Origin of the sequence: Xanthomonas populi (assembly GCF_002940065.1) — a bacterium.
In the GTDB taxonomy this organism is placed as follows: Bacteria; Pseudomonadota; Gammaproteobacteria; order Xanthomonadales; family Xanthomonadaceae; genus Xanthomonas; species Xanthomonas populi.
In genome coordinates this window covers 51,040-74,512 of record NZ_MDEJ01000002.1, presented here as the reverse complement: position 1 = coordinate 74,512, position 23,473 = coordinate 51,040, and the positions used below count along the sequence as shown (strand labels likewise).

Annotated in this window: 22 protein-coding genes, 1 tRNA gene and 1 pseudogene; 3 read left to right on the top strand and 21 right to left on the bottom strand. The window is 62.5% G+C overall.

Going from position 1 to position 23,473, the window contains the following annotated elements; genetic code table 11:
- Positions 1-71: 71 nt before the first annotated feature.
- The 15 genes and pseudogenes from XpopCFBP1817_RS00835 to rlmE all read right to left on the bottom strand — a co-directional run.
- A pseudogene (locus tag XpopCFBP1817_RS00835) lies at positions 72-1,125 on the bottom strand (PAS domain-containing protein); the annotation flags it as partial.
- A 270-nt stretch (positions 1,126-1,395) separates the two neighbouring features.
- A tRNA-Ser gene (locus tag XpopCFBP1817_RS00830) sits at positions 1,396-1,488 on the bottom strand.
- Between the two features lie 83 nt (positions 1,489-1,571).
- Positions 1,572-1,784: a carbon storage regulator CsrA gene (gene csrA / locus XpopCFBP1817_RS00825; protein WP_003481884.1), complete on the bottom strand. Its 213-nt coding sequence runs from the start codon at positions 1,782-1,784 to the stop codon at positions 1,572-1,574.
- A gap of 139 nt (positions 1,785-1,923) precedes the next feature.
- Complete coding sequence (alaS, locus tag XpopCFBP1817_RS00820) at positions 1,924-4,572, bottom strand: alanine--tRNA ligase (RefSeq protein ID WP_128415571.1); 2,649 nt, start codon at positions 4,570-4,572, stop codon at positions 1,924-1,926.
- Positions 4,573-4,672: 100 nt separating this feature from the next.
- A complete protein-coding gene (gene recX / locus XpopCFBP1817_RS00815) occupies positions 4,673-5,161 on the bottom strand; it encodes a recombination regulator RecX (RefSeq protein WP_128415570.1) in 489 nt (162 codons plus the stop codon).
- A gap of 282 nt (positions 5,162-5,443) precedes the next feature.
- On the bottom strand, positions 5,444-6,478 hold the full coding sequence (gene recA / locus XpopCFBP1817_RS00810) for a recombinase RecA (RefSeq protein WP_128415569.1): 1,035 nt from the start codon (positions 6,476-6,478) through the stop codon (positions 5,444-5,446).
- A 172-nt stretch (positions 6,479-6,650) separates the two neighbouring features.
- Positions 6,651-7,292: a transcriptional repressor LexA gene (gene lexA / locus XpopCFBP1817_RS00805; protein ID WP_128415568.1), complete on the bottom strand. Its 642-nt coding sequence runs from the start codon at positions 7,290-7,292 to the stop codon at positions 6,651-6,653.
- 109 nt (positions 7,293-7,401) lie between these two features.
- Positions 7,402-9,078 carry a 2-polyprenylphenol 6-hydroxylase gene (gene ubiB, locus XpopCFBP1817_RS00800; RefSeq protein ID WP_128415567.1) on the bottom strand — a complete coding sequence of 559 codons (1,677 nt, stop codon included), beginning with the start codon at positions 9,076-9,078 and terminating at the stop codon, positions 7,402-7,404.
- 740 nt (positions 9,079-9,818) lie between these two features.
- A complete protein-coding gene (locus XpopCFBP1817_RS00795) occupies positions 9,819-10,313 on the bottom strand; it encodes a CinA family protein (RefSeq protein ID WP_167393773.1) in 495 nt (164 codons plus the stop codon).
- Positions 10,314-10,508: 195 nt separating this feature from the next.
- A complete protein-coding gene (hflX, locus tag XpopCFBP1817_RS00790) occupies positions 10,509-11,828 on the bottom strand; it encodes a ribosome rescue GTPase HflX (protein WP_128415565.1) in 1,320 nt (439 codons plus the stop codon).
- Positions 11,829-11,839: 11 nt separating this feature from the next.
- A complete protein-coding gene (gene hfq / locus XpopCFBP1817_RS00785) occupies positions 11,840-12,118 on the bottom strand; it encodes an RNA chaperone Hfq (protein ID WP_043889764.1) in 279 nt (92 codons plus the stop codon).
- A 77-nt stretch (positions 12,119-12,195) separates the two neighbouring features.
- Positions 12,196-13,179, bottom strand: coding sequence for a tRNA (adenosine(37)-N6)-dimethylallyltransferase MiaA (gene miaA / locus XpopCFBP1817_RS00780; RefSeq protein WP_128415577.1), 984 nt, complete (start codon positions 13,177-13,179; stop codon positions 12,196-12,198).
- Complete coding sequence (gene folP, locus XpopCFBP1817_RS00775) at positions 13,179-14,081, bottom strand: dihydropteroate synthase (RefSeq protein ID WP_128415564.1); 903 nt, start codon at positions 14,079-14,081, stop codon at positions 13,179-13,181. Before folP ends, miaA begins: the two co-directional genes overlap by 1 nt.
- 208 nt (positions 14,082-14,289) lie before the next feature.
- A complete protein-coding gene (gene ftsH, locus XpopCFBP1817_RS00770; RefSeq protein ID WP_167393772.1) occupies positions 14,290-16,230 on the bottom strand; it encodes an ATP-dependent zinc metalloprotease FtsH in 1,941 nt (646 codons plus the stop codon).
- A 62-nt stretch (positions 16,231-16,292) separates the two neighbouring features.
- Positions 16,293-16,925, bottom strand: coding sequence for a 23S rRNA (uridine(2552)-2'-O)-methyltransferase RlmE (gene rlmE / locus XpopCFBP1817_RS00765; protein WP_128415562.1), 633 nt, complete (start codon positions 16,923-16,925; stop codon positions 16,293-16,295).
- 66 nt (positions 16,926-16,991) lie between these two features.
- On the opposite strand from rlmE, the gene yhbY reads away from it, so the two are divergent.
- Complete coding sequence (gene yhbY / locus XpopCFBP1817_RS00760; protein ID WP_128415561.1) at positions 16,992-17,297, top strand: ribosome assembly RNA-binding protein YhbY; 306 nt, start codon at positions 16,992-16,994, stop codon at positions 17,295-17,297.
- 15 nt (positions 17,298-17,312) lie between these two features.
- Entirely contained in the window at positions 17,313-17,687 is a 375-nt protein-coding gene (locus XpopCFBP1817_RS00755; RefSeq protein WP_128415560.1) for an Mth938-like domain-containing protein, read from the top strand.
- Positions 17,688-17,848: 161 nt separating this feature from the next.
- Here XpopCFBP1817_RS00755 and XpopCFBP1817_RS00750 read toward each other — a convergent pair whose 3' ends face one another.
- Genes XpopCFBP1817_RS00750 through surE form a run of 4 tightly spaced genes read right to left on the bottom strand, consistent with a single transcriptional unit; the run spans position 17,849 to position 20,711 of the window.
- Positions 17,849-18,625, bottom strand: coding sequence for a peptidoglycan DD-metalloendopeptidase family protein (locus XpopCFBP1817_RS00750; RefSeq protein WP_167393771.1), 777 nt, complete (start codon positions 18,623-18,625; stop codon positions 17,849-17,851).
- Entirely contained in the window at positions 18,622-19,236 is a 615-nt protein-coding gene (locus XpopCFBP1817_RS00745) for a YqaA family protein (RefSeq protein ID WP_128415558.1), read from the bottom strand. The genes XpopCFBP1817_RS00750 and XpopCFBP1817_RS00745 overlap by 4 nt, the downstream gene beginning before the upstream one ends.
- A gap of 18 nt (positions 19,237-19,254) precedes the next feature.
- Positions 19,255-19,935: a protein-L-isoaspartate(D-aspartate) O-methyltransferase gene (locus tag XpopCFBP1817_RS00740; RefSeq protein WP_128415557.1), complete on the bottom strand. Its 681-nt coding sequence runs from the start codon at positions 19,933-19,935 to the stop codon at positions 19,255-19,257.
- Positions 19,932-20,711 (bottom strand): 5'/3'-nucleotidase SurE, encoded by a 780-nt coding sequence (gene surE / locus XpopCFBP1817_RS00735; RefSeq protein WP_128415556.1) that lies wholly within the window; start codon positions 20,709-20,711, stop codon positions 19,932-19,934. Before surE ends, XpopCFBP1817_RS00740 begins: the two co-directional genes overlap by 4 nt.
- Before the next feature lie 99 nt (positions 20,712-20,810).
- Here surE and XpopCFBP1817_RS00730 point away from each other — a divergent pair, with 99 nt between their 5' ends.
- On the top strand, positions 20,811-21,350 hold the full coding sequence (locus XpopCFBP1817_RS00730) for a Smr/MutS family protein (protein ID WP_167393770.1): 540 nt from the start codon (positions 20,811-20,813) through the stop codon (positions 21,348-21,350).
- 231 nt (positions 21,351-21,581) lie between these two features.
- Here the strand turns inward: XpopCFBP1817_RS00730 and truD are convergent, their stop codons facing one another.
- Positions 21,582-22,685, bottom strand: a complete 1,104-nt coding sequence (truD, locus tag XpopCFBP1817_RS00725) for a tRNA pseudouridine(13) synthase TruD (RefSeq protein WP_128415554.1) — start codon at positions 22,683-22,685, stop codon at positions 21,582-21,584.
- A 252-nt stretch (positions 22,686-22,937) separates the two neighbouring features.
- Positions 22,938-23,429 (bottom strand): 2-C-methyl-D-erythritol 2,4-cyclodiphosphate synthase, encoded by a 492-nt coding sequence (gene ispF, locus XpopCFBP1817_RS00720; RefSeq protein ID WP_128415553.1) that lies wholly within the window; start codon positions 23,427-23,429, stop codon positions 22,938-22,940.
- Positions 23,430-23,473 lie beyond the last annotated feature (44 nt).

The window sequence follows — 23,473 nt, the reverse complement described above, 5'->3', positions numbered from 1 at the left end:
GAGCGATTACGCACACTGCCCGAACACGTCTACAACCAGATGGTCATGGGCTGAAAAACGTGGGGATACCTCAGATCCAGGATCGGGTTGTAAGAGGCCTGGATCCACACCGCGCTGCCGTCCTTGCGCAGCCGGCGATAACGGCCCGCATCGAACTGCCCACGCGCCAGCTTCGCCCAGAAATTGCGGTACTCCTCGGAGGCGCCATACACCGCATCCACGAACACGCGATGGTGCTGACCGATCGCTTCCTCAGCCGGATATCCCAAAATCGCAAGGAAATTACCGTTGGCGCTCAGCACGCGCCCTTCCAGATCGAATTCGATCACGCCCATCACCTTGTCGATGGCCTGGATGCGGCCATCCGCATCGGCCGAATCGATCACCTGACGGGTCACATCGGTGGCGTACTTGACCACCTTGTATGGACGCCCATGCTCATCAAGTACCGGGTTGTAGGACGCCTGGATCCAGACTTCCCGGCCGTCTTTACCAACGCGCTTGTAGCGCCCCGCATCGAATGCACCGCGCCCGAGCTTTTCCCAAAACGCGCGATAGGCCGCCGATTGGCGCGTGGGCGCATCCACGAACATGCCGTGGTGCTTGCCGCGGATCTCATCGAGCCGATAGCCCATCACCTGCAGAAAATTCTGATTGGCATCGAGCACGGTGCCATCCAGCGAAAACTCGATGACCGCCATGACCTTGTCGATGGCATCGATGCGCCCTTCGAAATCGGCGGTCTGGCGCACCTGCGCGCTGATGTCGGTGGCGTACTTCACCACGCGATAGGCATTGCCGGATCGATCCAGCAGCGGGTTGTACGAGGCATTGATCCATACCTCGCGCCCATGTTTGTCCAAACGACAGAACCGCCCGGCGTTGAAGTCGCCACGCCGCAACTCCGCCCAGAACTGACGATAGCTTTCGCTGTCGCGATCACTGGCGGTCACAAACATGCGGTGATGCTGGCCGATCACTTCGTCCAGCCGATAGTCCATCAAGGACAGGAAGTTCTGGTTCGCATCCAGAATGCGGCCGTCCAGATCGAACTCGATCACCGCCATCACCCGATCCACCGCATTGGACCTTGTGCTGCAGCCCGCGGCTCCAGAAAGAGAACAGGCGTCCAAGCAGTGGCGGTAGGCGCATCACGTTGAAATCCGAGATATATGTGATGTGCTTAGCGACCTATGCCGGAGTTACTTGAACCGCTTCATGCAGCACGTTTGAGGCGATTCAGATGCTACCGCAACAACCAGATGCCTTGTGGAGGGTGAGGCCGGACGACGCCATCAAGCACGCTGCGCAGCTCACCCAAAAGGGCTTGCAAACCCATGACGCGATGCAAATAAAAAAGCCCGCAAATCAAATATTTGCGGGCTTTTAGAACACTGGCGGAGCGAGAGGGATTCGAACCCTCGATAGAGCTTTTGACCCTATACTCCCTTAGCAGGGGAGCCCCTTCAGCCGCTCGGGCATCGCTCCAGTTTTCACGTCCTGCCGCGTTGTCTGTGGCAGGCCGCGAAGAATACCGGGTAAGGGGTGCTAACGTAAACCCTTTGCGACAATCAATTCGAAGAATCGTCGCCGTGATGCGCGCCGGAAGCGACAGGCTCATCGCCACGCTGGATGCGCTGATAGATTTCTTCGCGATGCACAGCCACATCTTTCGGTGCGGTGATGCCAATGCGCACCTGATTACCCTTGACGCCGAGCACGGTAACAGTGACCGAGTCGCCGATCATCAAGGTTTCGCCTACCCGGCGAGTGAGGATCAACATTTTTCAAATCTCCTGGAACCGGTGGGTTTCCCACCAGCATCGACGGCATCCTGATGAGACGCGTCTATAGGTAAAGGGAATAGACCAGAAATGGTAGCGGCAGATCCTGCCAGCCAGCAAGGCATGGCATGGCAAGTGTTCAGCCCAAGTGTTGCTTAACCCAGGAGTGCACGCCGTCGAGTGCGGTCGCAAGGGCGGGCCCGTCCTCGCCACCACCCTGGGCGAGATCCGGACGGCCACCGCCCTTGCCCCCGATCTGACTGGCGATATGGCCGAGGAGTTCCCCTGCCTTCACCTTGCTAGTTGGGCTACCGTTCACGCCGGCAACGAGCGCCACCTTGCCGGCAGATGCGCCCGCCAGCACGATCACCGAATCGCCCAATTGCTGCTTCAGCCGATCCATCGCATCGCGCAATGCCTTGGCATCGAAGCCTTCTAGACGCACCGCGATGACCTTGACTCCGGCCACGTCGACGGCACTCGCGCCCAGATCTGCGGTCGCACCAGAGGCGAGCTTGGCCTTGAGAGACTCCAGCTCACGTTCCAGACGCTTCTGGCGCTCGGTAAGCGCGCGCACCTTGTCGAGCACTTCAGCCGCATTGCCGCCAAGCAAATGAGCGGCCTCAAGCAGACGACGTTCTTCGTCGGCCACGTAGTCCAGTGCGCCCTGCCCGGTCACCGCTTCGATACGGCGCACGCCAGAAGACACACCACCCTCGGAGGTGATCTTGAACAGGCCAATATCTCCCGTGCGGGTAACGTGGGTGCCGCCGCAGAGTTCGGTGGAATACCCGCCCATCTTCAGCACACGCACGTTTTCGCCGTATTTTTCGCCGAACAAAGCCATCGCGCCGAAATCAAGTGCTTCCTGCATGGCCATGTTGTGCACTTCGACACTGTGGTTGGTGCGCACCTCAGCGTTGACCTTGCGTTCGATCACGGCGAGTTGTTCGGCGGTGATCGGCTGAAAGTGCGAGAAGTCGAAACGCAGACGGTCGGGTGCGACCAGCGAACCCTTCTGCTGGACATGTGTGCCCAACACTTCGCGCAACGCCGCATGCAGCAGATGCGTGGCAGAGTGGTTGAGGATGGTCTTGCCGCGACGTTGGACGTCGATACCGCCAGAAAGCACATCGCCCAGTGCAAGCGTGCCCTCGGTGATGCGCCCCACATGGCCATGGAACTGCCCGGCAAACTTCTGCGTATCGGCAATGTCGATGGAGACATCGGTCCCGCTCAACTGACCGCTATCGCCGACCTGGCCACCGGACTCGGCATAGAACGGTGTGCGGTCGGTGAACACGATGATCTCGTCACCGGCGTCGGCGCGTTCGACCGGACGGCCATGCTTGAGCAGCGCGACGACCTTGAGCATCTCGGCGTCGTAGGCTTCGTAGCCCAGAAACACCGTCGGCGACATGCTGGCGACCAGATCGGCCGGCAATGCGACACCGCCGCCGAACTTGCCTGCGGCGCGCGCGGTCTCGCGCTGACGCTCCATGGCGAACTGGAAGCCCTCCATGTCCACACGCAAGCCGCGCTCGCGTGCGATGTCGGACGTTAGATCGACCGGAAATCCGTAGGTGTCGAAGAGGCGGAATGCATCGGCACCGGGAATGACGTCCTGCGAGCGCGCAGCGACCTCGTCGAAAATCTTCATGCCGGCGTCCAACGTTTCGGCAAAGCGCTCTTCCTCGGCCAGCAAGGCGCGCGCAACCGTCGCTTGAGCGACCACCAGCTCCGGATAGGCCTCACCCATCAGCTCGACCAGGGTCGGCACCATCTTGCTGAAGAACGGCTGGCGCACACCCAGCATCCAGCCATGGCGCAACGCACGCCGAATGATCCGGCGCAGCACATAGCCGCGGCCCTCGTTGGACGGCAGCACGCCATCAACGATCAGGAACGAACAGGCGCGAATGTGATCGGCGATCACCCGCAGCGACTTGTTTTCCAGATCGGCAATACCGGTCAGCGCGCTGGCCTTGCCGATCAGTGCCTGGAATACGTCGATTTCGTAATTGGTATGGACGTGCTGCAGGATCGCGGCAAGACGCTCCAGACCCATGCCGGTATCCACGCACGGTGCCGGCAATGGGATCAAGGTGCCATCGGGCTGCCGATCGAACTGCATGAAGACCAGATTCCAGATCTCGATGAAGCGATCGCCATCCTCGTCCGGCGAACCCGGCGGACCACCGGCGATGTGATCGCCATGGTCGAAGAAGATCTCGGTGCACGGGCCGCACGGACCGGTATCGGCCATTTGCCAGAAATTGTCGGAGGCATACGGCGCACCCTTGTTGTCGCCGATGCGCACGATGCGGCTTTCCGGGATGCCGATCATGTCGCGCCACAACGCGAAGGCTTCTTCGTCGGTGTGGTAGACCGTGACCAGCAGGCGGTCGGCCGGCAGCTTCCAGACCTGGGTCAGCAGCTCCCATGCCCAGCTGATGGCGTCTTTCTTGAAATAATCGCCGAACGACCAATTGCCCAGCATTTCGAAGAACGTGTGGTGGCGAGCGGTATAGCCGACCGAATCCAGATCGTTGTGCTTGCCGCCGGCACGCAGGCAGCGCTGCACATCGGCAGCACGCACATAGCTGCGCTTTTCCGCGCCGAGAAAGACGTCCTTGAATTGGACCATGCCGGAGTTGGTGAACAGCAAGGTCGGGTCGTTGCCCGGCACCAGCGGTGCGGACGGCACGATGGTGTGGCCCTTCCCCTCGAAGAAGGCGAGGAAGTCACTACGGATCTGGGAAGTGCTGTATTTGGCAGGTGCGTTCATGTGCTGGCATTGGGCGGGCGGCGATCCCGGTCACCCAATGAATGTGGGCGCAAACGAGCGGAACAACCTTAAACCACCAAGGGTAGCAGGCCTGACGCCCTCAGTCCTCAAGGTCGAAGCGCGTGGCGCTGCGAATGCTGTTGCCGTCAAAACCACGCCGGGCCAACAGGTCGGCGGCCTTGCGCCGCTGCGGCAGATCCACCGGGCCCTGTTCGCCGAACCGACGACGGATCAGATCGCGTGCGTTTTCGGTCCAATCGCCTTCAAATGTCGCCATTGCAGCACTGATGGCCTCGCTATCCAGACCATGGGTTCCGAGTTCCGCGCGAATATGCAGTGGACCGTAGCCCGAGCCTGCACGATTACGGACGACCGACGCCGCAAACCGGGTATCGTCCTGCCAGCCCTCACCAGCCAGACGCTCTACGGCAGCCTTGGCAGCTTCCGGCTCTATGCCGCGGGCCAACAGCTTGCGGTTCAATTCCTTGCGCGAATGCTCGCGACGCACCAGCAATCCGAGTGCGCGTTGGACCGGTGTCTGCTCCTTGAACCGGCGTCCCCGCTTTGGCGGGGGCTCTTGCTCGTCCATCGTGAGGTGTCCTGAATCAGCGCATCACTACTCAATCAATGCACCGTCCATGGCGCCTGCCCTCCTGGCCTTCGATAGATCTACCGCGAAGCGCGGCGGCACTGACTCCACCGTCCCCGCGATAGAAAAACGTGGAGCGACCATCAAAATCTGTTGCGCCGCTTTCAGGCAGGTGCGGCCAGTGTTAGAGACTAGCACCTCCCGCTCGTAGCCCGCGCTTCCTGCGCACCGCCCCACCTATCTGACAGCTATCCGCTAAGTTCTTATGGCTGCTCTTATCGCTTATTCCTTCTCGGCGTCGTCGCCGGCTTCACGCGGCGCTTCGGCGGGCTGGAACTTCTCGCGCAGTTCGGCTTCCAGCTTGATCGCAATCTGCGGGTTGTCGCGCAGATAGGTACGCGCATTGTCCTTGCCCTGCCCGATGCGCTCTTCGCCGTAGCTGTACCAGGCGCCTGCCTTCTCGACCAGCTTGGCTTCCACGCCCATATCGATCAATTCGCCCTCGCGGCTAATGCCTTCGCCGTAGAGAATTTCGGTCACGACCTGCTTGAATGGAGGCGCCAGCTTGTTCTTGACCACCTTGATCTTTGTCTGGTTGCCGATGATTTCATCGCCCTTCTTGATTGCGCCGATACGACGGATATCCAGACGCACCGAGGCGTAGAACTTCAGCGCATTGCCGCCGGTGGTCACTTCCGGGCTCTGGCCAGGCATCATCACGCCGATCTTGTGGCGCAGCTGGTTAATGAAGACCACCAGGGTATTGGAGCGCTTGATGTTGCCGGTCAGCTTGCGCAGCGCCTGGCTCATCAGACGTGCCTGCAGACCCGGCAGCTGGTCGCCCATCTCGCCTTCGATTTCCGCCTTCGGAGTCAACGCAGCAACCGAGTCGATCACCACGATGTCCACCGAGCTCGAACGCACCAGCATGTCGGCGATTTCCAGCGCCTGCTCACCGGTATCGGGCTGCGACAGCAGCAGGTCGTCGACGTTGACGCCCAGCTTGGCAGCATAGATCGGGTCCAGCGCATGCTCGGCATCGATGAAGGCTGCGGTGCCGCCCTTCTTCTGGCATTCGGCGATCGCCTGCAGGGTCAGGGTGGTCTTTCCCGATGCTTCCGGCCCGTAGATTTCGACCACACGACCCTTGGGCAGACCACCAATGCCGAGTGCGATGTCCAGCATCAACGAACCAGTTGGAATGACTTCGACCGCCTCAATGGCGCGGTCGCCCATGCGCATGACCGAACCCTTGCCGAATTGCTTTTCGATCTGGCTCAGTGCTGCGGAAAGGGCGCGCTTTTTGTTCTCATCCATCTGGGTGATCCTTGTCAGTGATTTCGGTGTAGGGCTAATGTAGCGGCGGTGTATCGCACAGGCTGAGACTGGCGGCGACACACTCAGATTAGGGATGCGGGCATTGCGGTAGCAGCGGGAAATCCTGCGGTGCCGGCTCGGGAAAAAGCCAGCACGTCCATAGGCGCACCACTCAACGATTTGGCCTCAATAGCCCGCAATACAATCCCTCGATCGCGAAATCCTGATCCGGTAACACTTCGATCGGCGCGTAGTCCGGGTTGCGCGGCAGCAGCCGGATCCGATCCTTGCCGATCTTCAACAGTTTGACCGTGATTTCCTCATCGATCCGGGCGACCACGATCTGCCCCGAGCGCGCATCACGGGTGCGATGTACACCGATCAGGTCGCCATTGAAGATGCCTTCGTCGCGCATCGAATCGCCCTGCACTTTCAGCAGATAGTCCGGCGACGGCGAGAAGAACACCCGGTCCAGCACCACGAAATCGTCCGAGCCGATATCCGCGCCGATCGGCAGGCCCGCTGCAACGCGGCCCAGCACTGGCAGACGCAATACGTCATCGCGGACAGGCTCGCTGGCCGGTGGTGTGCGCGACTGTGTGCCCCGCCCGGCCAGCCGGATGCCACGCGCTTGACCCGGAACACGACGGATCACGCCCGCTTGCTCCAGCGCCTCCAGGTGATACTGCGCCGCACGCACGCCCTTGAAGCCGAACGCACGCGCGATCTCGGTTTGCGAGGGCGGCACGCCATCGGCGTCGATGCGCTCGGCGATCAAGGCTAGGATTGCTTGCTGGGTATCGGTCAGTTCCATGGTTAGTAGTATTACTACTAACTGACGCCTGCGCAACAGTTGATTGCAGCTCTGGTCTGCAACCCGACGAGCGGGTTACAGACAGCTGCATCGGAGGCGAACAGCTGCGCTAACGCCGGCTGCGCCAGATCGAGAACAGGATCCAGATGCCGCACAGTGCGGCACCTATGAACCCGCCGACACCCAATGCCAGCAGCCAGCGACTGGCACTGCCGCCGACGCTGTTCATGACGATCGACGAGCCGATCACCAACGCGGCGGTGACAATGCCCATGGTGAGCCGATTGGCGGCGCGATCGACCTGCTCCCCGAACTCGCGCAACGCACGCGTTTCGACATGCAGTTGCAGTTTGCCGCGACGCGCGGCTTGCAACAGCCGTTTGAGATCGCGCGGCAGGTCGCCAAGTAGATCGATCGCCCCGGTCACGGTACGCCGGCTGCGCCTCAGCATGGCGCTCGGCGCGTAGCGTTGCAGCACCACACGTTCAAGATACGGGCGCGCTTCGCTGGCCATATCGAAATCCGGATCCAGCTGGCGGCCCATGCCTTCGAGTGTGAGAAACGCCTTGATCATCAACGCCAGATCTGACGGCAACGTGAGCCCGTGATCGCGCAGGATGGAAGTGACATCGCCGAGCATTGCGCCGATGCGCAGCTCCTTCAAAGGCACGCCGCGATACTCGTCGACGAAGGCGCCGATATCCTGCTGCAGGTGCGACTCGTTGATATCCAGATTGGTGCCGGCCCATTCCAGCAACACGTCGATGACCGCTTCGGCGTCGTAGCTGACCATGCCGTGCAGCAGTTGCGCGACCTGGAAGCGGCGCTGTTCGGAAACGCGCCCGACCATGCCGAAATCGATTACCGCAATACGTCCGTCGCGCAGATAGAAAATGTTTCCTGGATGCGGGTCGGCATGGAAGCAGCCATCCTGCAACACCATCTTGAACACGATGCCGGCTCCCGTGCGTGCGAGCGCCTTGCGGTCCAGGCCGGCCGCATCGACTGCGGCCAGATCGCGTCCAGGAATACCGTCGATGAACTCCTGCACGTTGAGCGATTCGCAGGTCCACTCCCAATACACCTTTGGCACCACGACATTGGGGTCGTTGGCGAAATTGGCGGCGATGCGTTCGGCATTGCGGCACTCGGCGGCGAAGTCGAGTTCGCGCCGCAGGGACACGGTGAATTGCTGCACCACTTCGGCGGGGCGATAACGCTTCAAATCGGGAGCACGTGTTTCCACGATTTCAGCCAGACGTGCGAGCAGGCGCAGATCCGCATCGATGGTATCGCCGATGCCAGGCCGACGGATTTTCAACACTACCGCCGTGCCATCGGCCAGCCAGGCGCGGTGGGTCTGCGCCAGCGACGCGGCGGCCAAGGGTTGCTCGTCCAGGCGCACGAATACACTCTCCGGCTCCGCGCCCAGTGCTGCAACCAATTGCGGGCGGATCTGCTCGAATAGCAGCGCGGGCACCGCGTTTTGCAGCTCGCTCAACTCTTCGATCCATTCCTGCGGCAACAGGTCCACGCGTGTGGCCAGCACCTGCCCCAGCTTGACGAAGGTTGGCCCGAGTTCTTCCAAGGCGCGCCGCACGCGCATCGCGGCGGACAAGCGCAAACGGCCTTCGGCGTTATGCCAGTGCAACAGGTTGCCGGCACGTTCGAGCACGTCGGCCAGGCCGATGCGGCGCACCACATCGCCGAATCCGTAACGAATCAGGACCGCGGCGATTTCCTGCAGACGCCCGAGATCACGAACGGTGCCGAGCGCTTCCCACATCAGCGCACCGCCTGTGTGGGGGCTGCAGGCAAGCGCTGCACACAAACACGCTGCGCAGCGCGCTGTGGGATGTTGAAGATCGATGCCATCAGTGATGCGTTTCGACGCGATCTCTGCGCTGTGCAGTCGCGTGTCTCATGGCAGACGCGCAAGGACATCGAGTGACCGACGGTCTTACGCACAGACTGCTGACAATATGCGGCCCGGCAATCCAGAAACGCGAGCGGCCCGCCAACAGCCGCTTGCTGCATGGACGGAAACAACACAGGAGCGGGAATCAGATGCATCGGCACGCAGGTCAACAACGAGAGCTTGTTTGTAGCCGATCTGCCCGACGATGTCGCGCCTTTACCCGCAGCAAGCTTAGCCAACGTTACGTTGTGCTTGCACAGCTCTAGCTGCATCACGTGACCAAGCAGTCAGGCGAAACAGTCTCAATACCGCAGCCGCAGCGTCAACCCATAGATGCGCAGCGCACCCAAAAACGCATTCCACGAACCAGCCTGTAGCGGCGCGTCGATGACGATCTGCCTATAGGGTTCGTTGCCGAGATTTTCGGCCTACGCTTCCAGCAACCACGCGGAGCGCGACGAATGCGGGTGTCGCTCGATACGCATGCGAGCCATACGTCAAAACAATGGCCACTCATCGTCGAGCGAGAATTGCGGCGTTGGGAATCACAGTTCCGCGAAACATTAAGTCACTTTCTCAGCGCGGCGGCTGCAGCGCGAATTACGTGTCTACCGCAATTCACTCAATCCGCGCAGCGCGGCAACCACAGTCTGCCGACGCACTGCGTCGCGATCGCCTATGAAATGGAACAGTTGCGCAGTGGCGTAACCACCGCGACGCTTCCAGCCGATCCACACCGTGCCAACCGGCTTGTCCTCGCTGCCGCCACCCGGCCCGGCAATGCCGGTCACTGCCACCGCGATACTGGCGCCGGAATTGACCAGCGCGCCTGAGACCATTTCGATCACTGTTTCGCGGCTGACTGCTCCGTGCACTTCCAGCGTTTGCGGCCGCACGCCCAGCAATGCCTGCTTGGCCTCGTAGCTGTACGCGGCCATGCCGCAATCGAACCAGTGCGATGAGCCCGCCACATCAGTCACCGCCTTGGCGATCCAGCCGCCGGTACAGCTCTCGGCGGTGACCAGGCGCTCGCGCGCGGCAAGCAGTTGCTGACCAACCGTTTCGGCCAGCTGCTGCAGTTCGAGATCTGCGGACATGGACATAGGCACAGGAATAAAGAGGCAGCGAACGTTTTAGCCCAATTCGTCGCGTGTGTCTGCGGCGGCTGCAGAAACGGGACAGCCACGGCGTGGCAGAGGTTCAGTGGCGATATGCGAGCGGCAGGCGTAACGCTAGGCCTGTACTGGATCGACTCAGGCGATCTGCACAGTCGAGTCAACCCGACTGTGCAGTGCCAGTCACGATTCCCAGTCTTCGCGACGGTCCGGCAGCATCGCGCGCAGCGGTGCACCATCTTCGGTGGCAGCCAATCGCTCGGCCTCGACCATTGGCAGATCGACCTCCAGCAACCAGCCATCATCGTCGGATTGCTCGCTGCAGATCACTTCCAGCTGATGCAATCTGGAACGCAAGCGGCCGGCCGACGGCGGCAAGCGCAGTTGCCCGGTCACATGGCGCAGATCCAGTCGCTGGCCGAGTGCGTGTTGCAACTCTTCCAGCCCGCGCCCATCGCGCGCAGACACCCATACACGCTCGCGCCGCGCCTGGTCGGGGATGCCGTCCTGGGCGTCGTGGCGCACTTGCGCGCCCTCGATCTTGTCGATCTTGTTGAACACCAGCAACTGCGGAATATCGCCAGCACCGACGGCATGCAACACCTCATCGACCTGCAAGATGCGCTCTTCGCGCAACGGATCGGCCGCATCGACGATATGCAACAACAGATCGGCATCGCGTGCTTCGGACAAGGTCGAACGGAACGCTGCGACCAGTTGGTGCGGCAGATCGCGTACGAAGCCAACCGTATCGGCCAGGATCGCACTGCCGCCCGGCAACGCGATGCGGCGCACGGTAGGATCGAGTGTGGCGAACAATTGATCGGCAACGTAGGCATCGGCACCGGTCAATGCGTTGAACAGCGTCGATTTGCCGGCGTTGGTATAGCCGACCAATGCAATGCGTGGCAGGTCGCTACGCATGCGCGCACGGCGCATCTGGGTGCGCTGCACCTCGACTTTTTCCAGCCGCTGCTGCAATTGCTCCACCCGCGTTTGCAGCAGGCGTCGGTCGGTTTCCAGCTGGGTTTCGCCGGGGCCGCGCAGGCCGATCGCACCGCCGCGCTGACGCTCCAAGTGGGTCCAGCCGCGTACCAGCCGGGTGGCCATATGCCGCAGCTGCGCCAGCTCGACCTGCAGCTTGCCCTCGTGGCTGCGTGCACGTTGCGCGAAGATGTCGAGGATCAAGCCAGTGCGGTCGATCACGCGCCGCTCCAGATAGCGCTCCAGATTACGCTCCTGTCCCGGCGACAAGGTGTGGTTGACCAACACCAGATCCGCGCCGGTGGCCTCGGCTGCCGCCTTGATCTCTTCCAGCTTGCCGCTGCCGATCAAGGTCGATGGGCTTGGTTTGTCGATGCGCGCGGTGAGCGTTGCCGCCACCGTGGCGCCCGCCGACTTTGCAAGGTCGGCGAACTCCTCCAGCACATCCTCTTCGGCAGGCCCACCGGAGTGGGTCTGAATCAACAACGCGTGTTCACCCTTGCGTGAGCGATCAAACACGCACTACTCCATTACTGCTCGACGTCGTCATCTTCCGCTTGGTTGCCTTCATTGGGTTGCACATAACCACCGCCCGGCCCAACGCGCACATTGCGCGCCGGCACGACCGTGGAGATGGCGTGCTTGTAAACCATCTGACTCACGGTGTTGCGCAGTAGCACCACAAACTGGTCGAACGACTCGATCGTGCCCTGCAGCTTGATGCCGTTGACCAGATACACAGAGACCGGCACCCGCTCGCGCCGCAGCGCGTTGAGGAATGGATCCTGTAAAGATTGCCCCTTAGCCATCGAAAAATCCTCTTCATTATTGTTCTTATTGTCCCGGTCGACACCTGCCTTCCCCAGCCGGCCCCGGAAACACGATGTTACACGCCTGAAGCCTGCCGCACATTGGAACGATGAGCGAGGAAAGCGACAAGTGCGCTTTCCAATTGCTGGCGGTCACGCTCCGGATCGAACCAACGCGCGTCGAACTCGCCACGCAGCCAGGTCAGTTGCCGCTTGGCCAATTGACGAGTCGCATAAATCGCTTTCTCACGGAACTGCGCCGGGCTGCCGGCGCCATCCAGATACTCCCAGGCCTGGCGGTAACCGACCGCGCGTATCGCGGGCAAATCCAGCGGCGCGGCGACCGCACGCAATTGCGGCAGCGCGCGCAGACGCTCTACTTCTGCCAGAAAATTCTGCGCCAGCATGGCGTCCAGCCGCTGTTCGATCCGCGTATGCAGCACTGCGCGCTCACGTGGCGCCAGCACGACTTTCAACACCCGCACCGGCAGGCGCGGCCCAGGCGGTAGCGCCTGCCAATAGCTGATTGGTCGACCACTGATCCGGTAGACCTCCAACGCTCGCTGGATGCGTTGCGGGTCGGTGATATGGATACGCGCAGCTGCGACGGGATCGACATCAGCCAGTTGTGCATGCAGCTCACTCCAACCCAGTTGCTCGGCTTCGGCTGCGATGGTCAAGCGAACGTGTGGATCGGCTTCGGGCAACTGCGACAGCCCTTCCAGCAAGGCGCGAAAGTAGAGTCCGGTGCCGCCAGCGAGAATCGGCAGCCTGCCGCGGGCAACGATCTGATCGATCGCCTGCCGCGCATCGCTGGCGAACTCCGCCGCCGAATAGACCTGCCAGGGATCGCGCAGATCGAGCAGATGATGTGGCGCTGCTGCGCGCATCGCAGCGTCAGGCTTGGCCGCACCGATTTCCAATCCGCGATAGACCAACGCCGAATCGACGCTGACAATCTCGCCGTTCCAGCGTTCCGCAGCCTCCAATGCCAGCGCGGTCTTGCCGCTGGCGGTCGGACCCATCACCGCGATTGCGAGCGGGCGTCGGTCGGCCGGCATCAGTCCTCGTCCGGCCAACGAATGGTCGGTACCGAAGGCGCGCTCACGCGCGGTATGGGAATAGCCGAGATCGCGCTCCACACCTTTAAAGCATCCACGGTCGCGGCCACATCGTGCACGCGCAGCAACAATGCGCCGTGCTGCGCAGCAATCAGGTGCGCAGCCACCGAGCCATGCACACGGTCTGCAGCGATCTGGCGCCCGGTCAATTCACCGATGCTGCACTTGCGCGACAGCCCTGCCAGCACCGGCAAGCCGAATTCCTGCAGGCGCTGCAATTGCGCCAGCACGGTCAGATTGTGCGTGGTGTTCTTGTCGAAGCCGAAGCCTGGGTCGAGGATCAGCCGGCGCTTGTCGATGCCGGCCATTTCGGCGGCGAAGATACGCTCAGCCAGAAAACGATGCACCTCGGCCACCACATCGTCGTAATGCATCGCGTCCTGCATGGCATGCGGCGCGCTGCGTGCATGCATCAACACCACCGGCACGCGCAATTCCGATGCGGCATCCAACGCACCCGGCGAACGCAGCGCGTAAACATCGTTGATCATGCCGGCGCCGGCCGCCACGGCCGCGCGCATGACCTCAGGTTTGAAGGTATCCACGCTGATCGGCACGCTGGTTTGACGCACCAACGCTTCGATCACCGGAATCACGCGCTGCAGCTCTTCTTCCAGCGAGACCGGCGTTGCGCCAGGACGGGTGGATTCACCGCCGATATCCAGCACCGCAGCGCCTTCCTCGACCAGACGCAGGCCGTGCGCGATGGCCGCCTCGCAGGTGGCGTGCTGGCCGCCGTCGGAAAACGAATCCGGTGTGACATTGATGATGCCTATCACCTGCGGCGCATCCAGTCGCAGGATGCGACCGGCGCAATCCAGCTTGAGGGCCGTGTCGAACATCGGTGGTTTCTCCTGGAGCGGTTGCGATGGGTGGCGACTGGTGCGCACTGCGGTGGCGTGCGTGTTTCCGATCTGCCGAATGCATTGTCAATGGCCGCCGCCAGATGGCTGGAGCCGATAGCTGCGATGGTCAGAGTCCAGACGCATCAAGGCCGGGAATCGCTCCCCGGCCTTGATGGATGCTGCTGCAGATGCGCGATTGCTCGACTTACACCTGCTCTGCGGGGCCTGCGATCGGCGGTAACGGACGCGGGCTACCCTTGTCGTTGTTGTTGCCACCGTCCTTATCGGACTTGGCCCAACCGGCCGGCGGCGGCGGCTCGCGGCCTTCCATGATGGCGTCGATCTGCGGCACGTCGATGGTTTCGTACTGCAACAACAACTGCGACATCGCGTGCAGCTTGTCCAGATTCTCGGTGAGGATGGCCTTGGTCTTGCTGTAGGCCTTGTCCAGAATCGATCGCACCACTTCGTCGATCATGCGCGCGGTTTCGTCGGAGACATTCTTGTGCTGCGTCACCGACCGACCCAGGAACACTTCGTCTTCTTCCTCACCATACGCCACCGGGCCAAGCTCGTCGGACAAGCCCCACTTGGTGACCATGTTGCGCGCCATCTTGGTCGCACGCTCAATGTCGTTGGAAGCACCGGTGGTGACCTTGTCGCCGCCAAATATCAACTCTTCGGCAACGCGGCCGCCATACAGCGAGCACAGCTGCGATTCGATCGCCACCCGGTTCATCGAGTAACGGTCGCCTTCCGGCAGATACATCGTCACGCCCAGAGCGCGACCACGCGGAATGATGGTGACCTTGTAAACCGGGTCGTGTTCCGGCACCAGACGGCCGACGATGGCATGACCAGCCTCGTGATACGCGGTCAACGTCTTCTCGTCTTCGCTCATGGCCATCGAGCGACGCTCGGCACCCATCAAGATCTTGTCGCGAGCCCGGTCGAAGTGGTCCATACGCACTTCCTTCTCGCTACCGCGCGCCGCAAACAGCGCTGCCTCGTTACACAGATTGGCCAGATCGGCACCCGAGAAACCCGGCGTACCGCGCGCGATGACCATCGGCACCACATCGTCTGCCAGCGGCAGCTGGCGCATATGCACGCGCAGGATCTGCTCGCGACCCTTTACGTCCGGCAGCCCGACCACGACCTGGCGATCAAAACGGCCCGGACGCAGCAGCGCCGGATCCAGCACGTCGGGACGGTTGGTGGCCGCGATCACGATCACGCCTTCGCCGCCTTCAAAGCCGTCCATCTCGACCAGCAACTGGTTCAAGGTCTGCTCGCGCTCGTCATGTCCGCCGCCAAGACCGGCGCCGCGATGACGGCCCACCGCATCGATTTCGTCGATGAAGATGATGCACGGCGCGTGCTTCTTGGCCTGCTCGAACATGTCGCGCACACGGCTTGCACCGACGCCGACAAACATTTCGACAAAGTCCGAGCCGGAGATGCTGAAGAACGGCACCTTGGCTTCGCCAGCGATTGCGCGCGCCAGCAGCGTCTTGCCAGTACCGGGCGGGCCGACCATCAGCACGCCGCGCGGAATCTTGCCGCCCAACTTGGTGAACTTGGTCGGGTCGCGCAGGAAGTCGACCAGCTCACTGACTTCTTGCTTGGCTTCGTCGCAACCGGCAACGTCGGCAAAGGTGATCTTGACCTGATCTTCGCCCTGCAACTTGGCGCGCGATTTGCCGAAGCTCATTGCGCCCTTGGCACCACCTCCACCGCCCTGCATCTGGCGCATGATGAACAGCCAGAAGCCGATGATCAGGATGACCGGCAGGAAGTTGAGAACCAACGACCAGAAACCAGGTCCCGTGGAGGGCTTCTGGCGGGTCATTTCGATGTTCTTGCTGTACAGCACGTCGACCAGCTTGTCGTCGCGCGGACCGTAAACGGTTGCTTCGCTGCCGTCGGTGCGCTTGAAGCGGATCGCGTTCACGGCCAAGTTGGTCTCGTCGGTGTAGTCCACCGATTTGACGCGCCCGGAATCCACTTCCTTCAGGAACTGGGTATAGGTGATCGCGTCTGGGCCGACGCCGCCCGCCATCCGCGGCGAGAAGCTCTGGAAGACGACCATCAGCACAACCGCGACGACCACCCACAGCAGCAGATTCTTGGTCAAGTCGTTCATCCTCATTGGCTCCGGTGCCCTCTACTCTTCTAAATTCTTGAAACACAGTGGTCATTGGCAGCTTACTTGATCTTCGCACGCTTGCCCTGACCGAGCACATAAACTTCCGGGGAGCGCTTGCGCGATGCCGCCGGTTTGCGAATCGTTACCTTTTCATAGCGGCGGCGAAGCTCGCGAATGTAGTCGTCGGATCCGACACCCTGAAACAGCTTGATCAAAAACGCCCCACCCGGTTTGAGGTGCGTGTCGGCAAATTCCATCGCCAGTTCCGCCAGGTGCATCATCCGCGGCTGGTCGACCGCATCCATGCCACTCTTATTGGGGGCCATATCGGACAGAACAAGGTCCACCGGCACATCGCCCAACATCGCTTCGAATTCCGACAGAATGGCCTGTTGCCTGAAGTCGCCATGAAGGAACTCCACCCCGGCCAGCGGGGGCATTTCCAGGATATCCAGCGCCAGTACCCGGCCGGTGTCGCCCAGCGACCTGCGCACCTGCTGACACCAGCCGCCGGGCGCGGCGCCCAGATCGACCACTACCATGTCCGGCTTGAGCAGGCGGTCGCGCTGGAGCAATTCCTCCAGCTTGTAGGCGGCGCGCGAGCGCATGCCTTCTGCCTGAGCCTTCTTCACGTAAGGGTCGGCGAAGTGTTCCTTGAGCCAGCGCTGGCTGCTTTTACTGCGGGAGGGCATTGGCAAAGGGGTCAGAACGGGTCGCCATGATACCCTGAACACCCTTATGCCTCCCTTCGATCCTGCATGTCCATTGTTCTCACCTCCGCCCAGAACCGTTTCCTGCGCGGCCAGGCCCACGATCTCAAAGCACTGCTGCAGACCGGCGGCAAAGGGGTCACGCCGGCATTTCTGGCCGAACTCGAGGAAGTGCTCGAGCGCCACGAACTGATCAAGGTGAAGGTGGTATCGGAGGATCGCGAGGCCCGCGAGGCCATGATTGCCGACATTACCCAGAAGACCGGCAGCGCACTGGTGCAGAGGATCGGCCATGTCGCCATCCTTTACCGCCCCAGCAAGGAAAAGCGCCAGATCGTGCTGCCGCGCGGCTGACCCGACGAGTTCGTTATGCCTTTAAGCCAGGAACATCCCGACTACACCTATGCGCTGCGCGCGGCCGATGGTCGCTATGCCAAGGTGAACGAGCGGATTTTGCAGCAGAGCTTCATCCTGATGCCGAACGAGCTGGTGGAAGGCTGGCCTGTATCCGGCCTGGAACAGTTGCAGGCCGGCCATATGGACGCTGTGCTGGCGTTGACGCCTGCGGTGATCCTGCTCGGCACCGGCGATCGCCCGCAGTTCCCGACCACCGCTGTCCTGGCTGCCTGTCTGACGCGTGGCATCGGGCTGGAAGCGATGACCAATGCGGCAGCGGCGCGAACATATAACGTGCTGGCCAGCGAGGGGCGCCGGGTGGCGTTGGCGATGATTCTGGTGGGCTGATTCAGGAATCAGGAATCAGTGCAAGCTGGAGCCAGCTGCTGGCAACCGATGAGCTATCTCTTACACAGCAACCGGCCTAGCTACTTTGGCGCGGGAAAGAAGCCTCTTCCCGCATCACGATAGGCGAGGCTTTTACGATTCCCGAATCCCCATCCCCCGAATCACTTGTTCGGCAGATACAGCAGCGGATCGACCGGCTTGCCGTTGTAGCGAATCTCGAAGTGCAGCATGTCGCGGGCGGCGCCACTGCGGCCCATTTCGGCGATCTGCTGGCCGGCCTTCACGCTCTGGCCTTCGTTGAGTAGGCGCTTGCGATTATGTCCATACGCAGACAGCCACTGGTCGTTGTGCTTGATGATGATCAGCTCGCCGTAGCCGACTAGGCCTGCGCCTGAATACACCACCACGCCATCGGCTGCTGCACGCACTGCCTGCCCGCTGGCACCGGCAATATCCACGCCCTGCTTGGTGGTCTCGCCGGTGACGAAGGTTCCAACCACTACACCGTCCGCCGGCCAGCGCCACTGGAATCCACTATTGACGGGCACCGCGATCGGTGCGGTCGGCCGCAGCGGAACCACTGTGCCGGAAACCGGGGCGCCGGTGCCAGGCTTGCCGGCACCGGGCGGATACAGCTTGAGGTTCTGGCCAGGATAGATGGTGTCAGGCGAGGACAGGCCGTTCCAGGCGGCCAGATCCGGCGCAGCGATGTTGGTCCGACGCGAAATGGCGTACAGCGTGTCGCCGCGCTGGACAGTGACCATCGCACCTGGGCGCGGCACCGACGGATGCGGCGCCGCAGGCGGACGCGAGGACGACGAACCGCCGCCTGCTCCCGGCGAACGAACCACTGTGGCGCTGCTGCACGCTGTGAGCCCGACGGCGACCGCGAGCATGACTGCTGTCTTATATGCCCCATTCATCTGCAACTTGCTCATCCGTTCATTGTCTTCCACACCAACCACCCTGCTCCCGCAGCCAACACGGCCATGGCCACCCAGCCCAGCGGCTCGATCCAGCGATGCAACGCGGCCTCGGCACGCGCACCACCCAGCCGGATCGCGCCGGCTACCAGATACACGCGCTTGCCGCGCCCCACCAACATGCTAGCGATGAACGGCAAAATCGGTACACCGACCACGCCCGAAGCCCAAGTAAAAATCTTCAACGGGATCGGCGTGAAGCCCACCAGCACCAGCGCCCAGAAAGCCTTCCAAGGCGACTCGGCGACCAGTGCGCGCAAGGTTTCGATCTGCGCTTGAATCTTCACGCTCCAGCCCAGCCATTCGATCAGCGGCTGCAATGCGGCGAACGCAAAGTGACCCAGCAGATAGCCGACCAGCGCGCCGCAGACCGAGCCGATGAGGCTCAAGGTGGCGAACCAAAACGCACGCTTGGGTTCTGCCAGCGCCATCGGCGCCAGCATCACTTCCGGCGGCACCGGGAAGATGAAGCCCTCTACAAAACTGAGACCGGTCAGCAGCGCGGGTGCGCGCCGATTGCGCGACCAACGAATGGCCACGTCGTACAACGGCCCGAAGATCTTCATCGAGTAACTCTCATGGATTCAATCCAGCATGCCCGACAACAGCGGGACGAACGTGACCGGCGCCAGAACCTGCTGTCCGATCGCGCCATCGGCACCGCGTGTCAGTTGCACCAACGATTGCAAGGACGCACCACCGACCGGGGCCACCAGACGCCCGCCGACAGCCAATTGATCGACCAACGCATCGACCAGCGCCGGGGCGGCAGCCGTCACCACGATGGCATCGTACGGGCCATGCTCGGGCCAACCGATGCGGCCGTCGTCATGCTTGCTGCGCACGTTCATGCCCAGATGCCGGAAGCGCTTGCGCGCCTGCCGCAGCAGGTCGCCGATGCGCTCGACGGTGTAAACCTCCAAGCCCAGCGCGGCCAAGATGGCGCCCTGGTAGCCGGAGCCGGTGCCCACTTCGAGCACTTTTGTCGGCGCAACCTGCAGCACCGCCTCGGTCATGCGCGCGACCACCCAGGGCTGCGAGATGGTCTGGCCGTGGCCGATCGGCAATGCGGTGTCTTCATAGGCGCGCGAGGCCAACGCTTCGTCGATGAACAGATGGCGCGGCACGGTGCGCACCGCGTTGAGCGTGGCTTCGTCCTGGATGCCCGCCTCGCGCAACCGCTCGACCAGCCGGTCGCGCACGCGCTGCGAGGTCATGCCGATCCCGACCGACTCCGGTTGCAGCAGGCGCAGCCTCGGCGTCATGCCGGTGCGTCCAGTGCGGCGGTCAGGCCACCAACCCAACCGGCCACGGTGTCCAGCGCCTGATAGCGGGTGAGGTCGACATGGATCGGGGTGATCGAGATATGCCCGGTACGCACGGCGTGGAAATCGGTGCCGGCGCCGGCGTCCTGCTCCGGTCCGGCAGGGCCAATCCAGTAAACAGTGCGGCCGCGCGGATCGCGTTGCGGCACGCAGGGCTCGGAACGGTGGCGGTTACCGAGCCGGGTGACTTCGAAACCGAGCACATCCGACCAGGCCAGATCCGGCACGTTGACATTGAGGATGGTGTCGGCGGGCAAGGGATCGGACTTCAGGCGCGCCACGATCTCCACCGCTGCACGCGCGGCGGTTTCATAGTGATGCGCTTCGTGGTTTTGCGTCACCAACGAGACTGCCACCGCAGGCAGGCCGAGGAAGCGGCCTTCCATCGCGGCAGACACGGTGCCCGAATAGAGCACGTCATCGCCCAGATTGGCCGAGTTTTTGATGCCGGAGACCACGATGTCCGGGTCGTAATCGAGCATGCCGGTCAGCGCCAGATGCACGCACTCGGTGGGCGTACCGGCGACTGCGCAGGTCTGCGCGTCGATGCGGCGGGTGCGGATCGGCACATCCAGCGTCAGCGAATTGCTGGCGCCGGAGCGGTCGCGGTCGGGGGCGACCACCATCACTTCATGACCGGCACGCCGCAGCGCCTCGGCCAGGATCTGGATGCCGGGGGCGTCAACACCGTCGTCGTTGCTAACCAGTACGCGCATGAGACTCCTCGGAAAACCGGGTCATGATACCGGATGCGCCCGTACCCTTCGCGCTTGATCTTCGCTTGCACCTGAGGTTGGGCACGTTACGCTGTGACCATGTCGCATCCTGAAGACGAAGACGACGGCGCGTTGTTCCGCGCAGCGATCGGCGCGGTCAAGCCGATTCGTGAAGTCGCACCACCGGCCAACGTCAAACCGCGCCCCAAGCCGCGCGCGCGCATGGCCGAGCGCGACGAGGCGCAAGCGCATACCGAATTTGCGCGCCTGCTGCGCGACAACGCGCCGCTGGAAGCGGGCGACACCGTCAGTTACTGTCGCGAAAATCTTCCCACCCGCTTGTTTCAGCGACTCAAGCGCGGCCAGTTCTCGATCCAGGACGAACTGGATCTGCATGGCGCCACCGCCGCGCAGGCCGAATCCTTGCTACGGCAGTTTCTGCTTGATGCGCATGCGCACGAACATGGCTGCGTGCGCATTATCCATGGCAAGGGTCTGCAGTCCGACAATGGCGCGCCGGTGTTGAAAAATCTGATGGACCGCCTGTTGCGCCAGCGCAACGATGTGCTGGCGTTTCATTCGGCGCCGGCGATGCAAGGCGGGACGGGCGCGTTGTTGGTGTTGTTGGCGCGGCGTTAGGCTGATTGCGCGACGAACGACGAAGACCAGGCCTGTGAGACACGCTTGCGCAAAGTGACGCGTCTTGGTGATGCCTCTCTCGGTCAGGGCCGCTCCTACGAGAGGTGACGCGTTCGCCAGGAAACATCTATTGAAGATCCCCATCGCGGCCGAAGCCGCTCCTGCGCGTGGATCGGCACTTCGAGATCATCGTTGGCGCCATGCCGTGCGGCCGCCAGCGACCGAACAGGCTTACGCGTCAGAACGCACGCTGGCGGTGAAACGACCTGCATCGATCACCTCGCCCAACTCCCACACCACCGCAGTGGCGTAGCAGCCCGGCGGCAATGCGAATTCGACCTGCAAGGTTTCTGCATCCGGCCAGCGATGGTCCAATCCTTGTGGGCGCAAACGCAAGGCGCGGCGCTCTTGCTTCAAGCCAGCGGCTTCCAGACCGATCCGCAACGCCTCGGACTGCGGATCGGCCAACGCGCCCCGCTCCACTGCCGCAGCTCGGTCGGTCGAGCGCAGCTCACCCACGCCCCACAACGGACCACTGGGATGGATATCGAAACGCGCCAGTCGCTCTGCCAGCGCATCGCTCCACGGCTCGGGGCCGAACACGCTGCGTGAACCATCCAACATCCAGGCCTCGCCCTCCAACGCGACATCCCAACTGCCCTGCTCCACGCGTGCGGTGAGCACGCGATTGAACAGTGCCGAGCGCGCCGCCGACAGCAGCATCGAGCGTTGATCGTTGCGCAGACGCCGCTTCGGTGCTGGCACCAACGCACCGTCGGCATCCTGCGTGTAGCCGAACATCGCCAGCGCCGATGCCACGTTGCCGCCATCGCGGCCGAAGCGTTGTTCGCCGAACCAGTTGGGAATGCCGCGTGCGGCGATTGCCTGCAAGCGTTGCTCGATCGCGTCGCGTTTGCCCTGCACCTGGCGCAGCGTCAACACGAAGCGATTGCCGTGCAACGCGCCGCGTTGCAGCTTGCGGTTGTGCCAGGTGCTGTTGATGACCTGCATTTCGTCGTCGTCGAGCATGGCGATGTCCGGCGCGATGCGTTTGGGCAGATGCACGCTGAAGCGCTGCGTGGTCACTGCGTGGCGATCCTTCAAGCCGGCGTAGCTGACACCCATTTCCGCAATACCCGCCCACAGCGCGAGTTTCTTGGCGATGTACGCGGTGTTCTGGCCACGCTTGCGCACGCTGAGCAACAGGTGCTCGCCTTCGCCGGAGGCTTCGAATGCCGGCACCTCATCGACTTGAAAATCTTCGGGCGTGCTGCGCATTGCCGCGCGAAGGACCGCAGCGCCATGCGCGCGCGGCAGGAGAGAGGTGTCGCTCATGCTGTGGTTGACCTTCGCGCCGACATCGCGTGCGCTGTGTGCCGAGTGTCTCGGCGCGGTGGTGTCGCATTGCAACGCCAAGGCGAGCCAGGCGTGCGTGACTGCGATTTAGAGCGGCTAACAAACCTTGCCAGCAGTGGTCAGGTGCGTGTGGACAGCACGCTCAGAACCGCAGGGTGCGCGTGATACTCACTGTACCGAGCACCGGCCGCGCCCGACCGGCGGTGAGCGCAGTCGATTTGTTAGCCGCGGTTACGCTGCGATCTTGCCGAGCAAGACCGCAGCCTGCGCAGCGATGCCTTCGCTGCGGCCCGTGAAGCCGAGTTGTTCGCTGGTAGTGGCCTTGACGCTGACCGCATCGAGCTCGATCGCCAGCAGACCGGCGATGCGCTCACGCATTGCCAGCGCATGCGGGCCGATCTTGGGGCGCTCGCAGATCACCGTGACATCGGCATTGCCGACGCGCCAGCCACGCTCGCGCAGCAACGAATCGCAATGCTGCAGAAACTGCGCGCTGTCGGCGTCCTTCCAGCGCTGGTCGGACGGCGGAAAGTGCTGGCCGATATCGCCCAGCGCCAAGGCGCCCAGCATCGCATCGCACAGCGCGTGCAACACCACATCGCCGTCGCTGTGCGCGAGCACGCCGTGGCTATGCGCCAGGCGCACCCCGCCCAGCATCAAGTGGTCGCCCACACAGAACGCATGCACGTCGTAGCCCTGACCGATTCGAAAAGTGAAAGACATGGGAAATCCGTGGTGAGTGAGAGTGCCCAACAACATGGAGCGAG